The 5,299-nt window shown below is 48.3% G+C and carries 5 protein-coding genes and 1 pseudogene; all 6 read left to right on the forward strand.

The features are described from left to right. Positions 1 to 553 (forward strand): annotated as a pseudogene (gene hisB, locus HY879_15370) (imidazoleglycerol-phosphate dehydratase HisB). Further along, positions 553 to 1,212 carry a hypothetical protein gene (locus HY879_15375; protein ID MBI5604718.1) on the forward strand — a complete coding sequence of 220 codons (660 nt, stop codon included), beginning with the start codon at positions 553 to 555 and terminating at the stop codon, positions 1,210 to 1,212. The pseudogene hisB and the gene HY879_15375 overlap by 1 nt, the downstream one beginning before the upstream one ends. Positions 1,213 to 1,215: 3 nt before the next feature. After that, on the forward strand, positions 1,216 to 1,968 hold the full coding sequence (gene hisA, locus HY879_15380; GenBank protein MBI5604719.1) for a 1-(5-phosphoribosyl)-5-[(5-phosphoribosylamino)methylideneamino]imidazole-4-carboxamide isomerase: 753 nt from the start codon (positions 1,216 to 1,218) through the stop codon (positions 1,966 to 1,968). A 61-nt stretch (positions 1,969 to 2,029) separates the two neighbouring features. Then, entirely contained in the window at positions 2,030 to 2,479 is a 450-nt protein-coding gene (locus tag HY879_15385) for a GatB/YqeY domain-containing protein (GenBank protein ID MBI5604720.1), read from the forward strand. Between the two features lie 195 nt (positions 2,480 to 2,674). Next, entirely contained in the window at positions 2,675 to 4,468 is a 1,794-nt protein-coding gene (locus HY879_15390) for a DNA primase (protein MBI5604721.1), read from the forward strand. Positions 4,469 to 4,478: 10 nt separating this feature from the next. Then, positions 4,479 to 5,299, forward strand: an 821-nt coding sequence (locus HY879_15395) for an RNA polymerase sigma factor RpoD (protein ID MBI5604722.1), incomplete at its 3' end; no start/stop codon positions are given.

The raw sequence follows: 5,299 nt of genomic DNA on the forward strand, positions 1-5,299 counted from the left end.
AGAGACCCGGATTCAATTAAAACAATCCTAGGACGGCAAGGGGATAAGCCGGATACAATCCCCGGTCCCAGACCTGAATCACATGTTGGATCTGATGACCCATCATGGGTCTTTAGATCTTGAGTTAAAGGCCCAGGGGGACATCGAAGTCGGATTCCATCATACCGTCGAAGATATCGGCCTTTGCCTGGGAGACGCCTTCTGCCAATGTTGGGGAGATTTAAAAGGGGTTAAACGATACGGGAGTTCGATATTGCCTATGGATGAGGCCCTGGTCCTGGTGGCCGTCGATATCTCCCGACGCCCCCATCTGGCTTATGGTTGGAAAACACGAAAGGTCAGGGTGGAGGGTTTTGACACGGCCTTGATCAAGGAATTTTTTCAGGCCCTGGCTAATCGCTCGGGTCTTACCCTTCATTTAAGAGTTTTAGCCGGGGAAAATATTCACCACATCATTGAAGCCATGTTTAAAGGTTTTGGGCGGGCCATTTCTCAGGCCAGTCAGCTTCAGGCGGGTCTGAACAAGGTGCGTTCGACCAAGGGGATGCTCTAATGAAGAAAGAAATCAAAAAAAGATTTCTGCTTTTGATGGGGGTGGCTGGTTTCTTTTCCATGGTTTGGACCGGGGAGTCTTTGGCTGGGGTCCGATTGGCCATTGCCCCTTTCGAAGTCGAACAGGCCCAAGGGAAGGAAATTGTCCGTTGCCGATCCTGTGGGAATATCATGGAGAGCGGTCCTGTTGAAGGAGATCCGGCCCCTCTCCTGACCCAATGGTTGTGGGAATTTTTGCAGGAAAAAAATAAAGGGTTTGATTTTATCAGCCCAAGCCAGGTTGAAGGGTTCTATAATATCCTTCTGGCCAAAGGGATCGAGAAAGACCCTCTCATTTTAATGAAAGCCTTGGGCACCCAAATGAAAGCAGAATATGTGCTTTGGGGTACCGTCTTTCGTTATCAGGAAAGAAAAGGGACGAGTTATGGAATTACCCAACCGGCTTCGGTAGCCGTCGATATCCATCTTTTGAAGGTACGGGATGGAAGCCTGGTCTGGAGGGCACAGTGGGCCCAAACCCAAAAATCGCTTTCCGAAAACCTCCTGGAATTAGATGCCTTTTTAAAACGGAACATGCGCTGGGTTACCGTTCAGGAACTTACCCGTCAGGGTTTGATGGAGATGTTAAAGGACTTCCCCCCGGCTGAATCACTAAAATAAATTATGATCATTATCCCAGCAGTAGATATCAAAGGCGGCCGGTGTGTCCGCCTCCGGGAAGGGCGGGCCGATGCCGAGACCGTCTTTTCGGACCATCCCTTGGAAATGGCCCGAAGATGGGCGGACCTGGGGGCCGAACGTCTCCATATCATCGACCTGGATGGGGCCTTTGAAAAAGGCCCCCGGAATCTTTCGGTCATCAAAGAGATTGTTGAAACGATTAAAATTCCGATCCAGCTTGGGGGAGGTATCCGGGATCTTTCGACTGTGGAGAGCTATCTGTCATTAGGATTGGCTCAGGTCATTTTAGGGACCGTGGCCCTTAAAGACCCCGGGACGGTTAAGGAAGCCTGCCGCCATTTCCCGAATCAAATTATGGTCAGTCTGGATGCCCGGGACAATCGTATTGCCGTCGAAGGTTGGACCGAAATTTCCGAAAAAGATCCGGTTGAGTTGGTTGAACAATATGAAGACTGGGGGGTCAAGGCCATTATTTTTACGGATATAGCCAGGGACGGAACCCAGCAGGGTCCCTCCATTGATTCGACCCGCCGTTTAGCCCAGGCCACCCGCCTTCCGGTGGTAGCGGCCGGAGGGATTGCCACCCTGTCCGATGTTCAAAGTTTGGCCCCTCTGGAGAAAGACGGGCTGGCCGGGATGATTACCGGGCGGGCTATTTACAGCGGATCATTAAATCTGGGCGAAGCTATGCAGTGGCTAAAAAGAAATACGACCCCGTCTGTTATTTTTTCTTGACTTTTTTTTATTTTTCTACTTTACTTAAAAGCTTAAACAAAATTTAAAGGGTTTCAGACCAATGAGCTTGATGCCGACCATTGAGGAAAATTTTAAGAAGGCCTTAAAGTCTCAAGATAAAATAAGGACTTCAGCTCTGCGGATGTTACGGGCGGCCTTGAAAAATAAAGAGGTGGAACGGCGCGGGAAATTGGAGGATCAGGAAATCCTTTCCGTAATTAACGGATTGATACGGCAAGGAAAAGAAGCCATCGAACAGTTCGAAAAAGGCGGGCGCACGGATCTGGCGGAAAAAGAAAAGGCCGAAGTGGCTATATATTCTGCTTTTTTGCCGGATCAGGCCACTCCGGAAGAGATTGAGGAAAGTATCAATCAGATCATCCTGGAGATAAAGCCCTCCGGGATAAAAGATATGGGTAAGGTGATGAAATCGGTCATGGCTCGGCTGGCCGGTCGAGCAGAAGGTCAAACGATTCAGGCCATTGTCAGACAAAAACTTTCCTCCGTTTAGGAGAAAGAACCCTTCCTGAAGAACTCAAGGAGATCCTTGTTGGATTTCCTGATTCACATTTTAGGAATAATCATCATTCGCAAAGATTCTTACAAAGGTTCATCTGAGAATTTTGGATAGGGTTTTGCCTTTTAATTAAAGATCCCCTGGTCGCCGCTATCGGCGAGGGATTCTCTAATTTACAGGAACCGCATAATGCCTAACGCCTCTTTCTTCCCCGAAGCTTTTATTTCCCAGATCAAAGACGCCGTCAACCTGGTCCATGTGGTTTCGGAGGTGGTAGCCTTAAAGAAGACCGGTCGCAATTATCAGGGATTATGCCCTTTTCATCCGGAAAAAAGCCCCTCTTTTATGGTTAACGAAGACAAACAAATCTTTCATTGTTTCGGATGCGGACTGGGGGGAAATGTCTTTACTTTTTTTATGCAGTATTATCATTTGAATTTTCCGGAAGCGGTGAGCGAACTGGCTGAACGCCTGCGAATCCCCTTGCCAAAAGACTCTTTGGTCCATCGTCCGGAGACCAACCCCGGGCTGAAAGAAGCGTTACGGTCCGTCCAGAAAGAAGCGGCTGAATTTTACCATCATTTGTTAATGAAAGAAAAAATAGGTCAAAAAGGCCGGGATTATCTGAGTTATCGAAAGATGAATCAGCCGATAGCCCAGGAGTTTTTTCTGGGTTATGCCCCGGAAGGCTGGGACCGGCTGCTCTCTTTTTTTAATAACAAAAAGACCCCCCTTTCCCTTTTAGAACAGTCCGGCTTGATTATCAAAAAAGAAAAGGGCGGTCATTATGATCGATTCAGGAATCGACTGATCTTCCCGATTTTAGACGAACGCAAGCAGGTCGTCGGCTTTGGAGGCCGGGCCTTGGGTCAGGAGACCCCCAAGTATCTGAACTCCCCTGAATCTCCGATTTTTAACAAAGGCCATCTTCTTTACGGTCTTTCCCAGGCCGACCCGGCGATACGCAGCCAAAAGCAGGTACTGGTGGTTGAAGGTTATTTTGACCTTTTATCCCTGCACCTTCATGGGTTCAAACAGACCGTAGCCACCCTGGGGACAGCCTTGGGATCTTTCCAGATTCGAAAATTAAAGGGCCTGGCCGAGGACCTGGTCCTCCTTTTTGACGGTGATCCTCCCGGAATTCAGGCGGCCTTGAGAAGCGTCCCCCTTTTTCAACAGGAAGGGGTTTCCGCCAGGGTCAAGGTCTTGCCGGCCGACAGCGATCCGGATAGTTACCTGTTTCAGGTAGGATCGGAAAAGTTTTCCGCAGAGATTCGCCAGGCAGAGCCCATGATGACTTTCTTTATTAACCAGCAGATTCAAACGAGCGGACCTCACATCCAGGATCAGGTTCGAAAGTGGGACCGTTTGATTCCTTATCTGAAGGCCCTGGATTCGGAAGTCGAACGGTCTTATTATATCGGTATGGTGAGCGACAAATTAAGAATACCGGAGTCGGTTCTCTGGAAATCCCTGAAGGGTTCGAGGATTGTTGAAAAAAAATCCGGCCTGATGCAAAAAAGCTTACCGGAAGAACGGGTCCCGGGGTTGGAGTGGCATGTGATTGAGGCCTTATTACGAATCCCCCAGGCGGCCCCGTTGCTCCTGAATAAGGATCGAACCGAACTTTTTGAGTCTCCGGCGGCCCGGTCCCTCTATGAAGCGATTCGAGAAATCTATCGGCAGAAGGGGGAAGTCAATCCCAGTCTTTTGCTCAACCGGATCGATGACCAGGGATTAAAAAATCAGGTTTCGGTCTTAACCCTCCGGGAATCTGTGGATGAGGAAGATGAAAAAACTTTTTTGTTCGACCTGATCAAACGGATTCATCTGAAGGAACTGCAACAGCAGGAAAAGGCCCTTTACCGGGAAATCCGCTCTAAAGAACAGTCCGGGATTACGGAAGAATTAAAGACCCTGCTGACCATGAAAAAAGACTTGCTCCAGAGGAGAAAAGAAATCCTGATCTCTTCAAAAGGATAAAGGAGAACCCATGACCAAAGAAAGCACCATGGAAGAACTTAACAAAATGATTTCTCTAACCAAGGAAAAGGAATATCTGGATCTGGAGGAGACCGAGGAAACGCTTCCCCCCGAATTGGTCGGAACAGAACCGATCGACGATATGATCTATCTGTTCGACGAAACCGATATCCAGATCCTGGAAGGCGCCCCTCGAGTCCGCGCCAAAGAAAAAGCCGATGAAGATCGGATAGAAGAAGAAGAAGAGGAACTGAAATGGGGACCGGATACCGGGATCAAGACGAATGATCCGGTTAAAATGTATTTGAAAGAAATGGGATACTACTCTTTACTTACCCGTGAGGGGGAAGTGGAGATTGCCAAAAGGATAGAAGACGGAAAACATGAGGTTATGGATGCCCTGTTAGAGTCTCCGGTAGGGATCAAGGAAATCCTGACCCTGGGCGAAAGATTTGAGCAGGGGGCGATTAAACTCAGGGAGATCGTTCGAGACATGGATGATGAGGACCCCTTTATCGAAACGGAGGCCCATAGGGCGAAAGTGCTTCAACTTTTTTCCGAGATGGCCGAACTTTATGAAAAAAACCGAAAACTCCATGAGAAATTAAGTCATGATCTTCCCTCCCCCCGAAGAAAAAAAATTCGAGACCAGATTGAGGCCAACAAGGCTTTAATCGTAGAAGGACTTAAGGAACTCCGTTTGGATAAGAGACAGATCGATCGTATTATCAATAAAATGAGGGGATTTGTCGAGCGGATCGAAAAAGGGGAAAGGGAAACTGAAGAGTGTGTAGAGAAGACCTGTGTGGCTTTGCCGGAACTCAAAAAAGC

This window comes from Deltaproteobacteria bacterium (genome assembly GCA_016219225.1).
Taxonomy (GTDB): domain Bacteria; phylum Desulfobacterota; class RBG-13-43-22; order RBG-13-43-22; family RBG-13-43-22; genus RBG-13-43-22.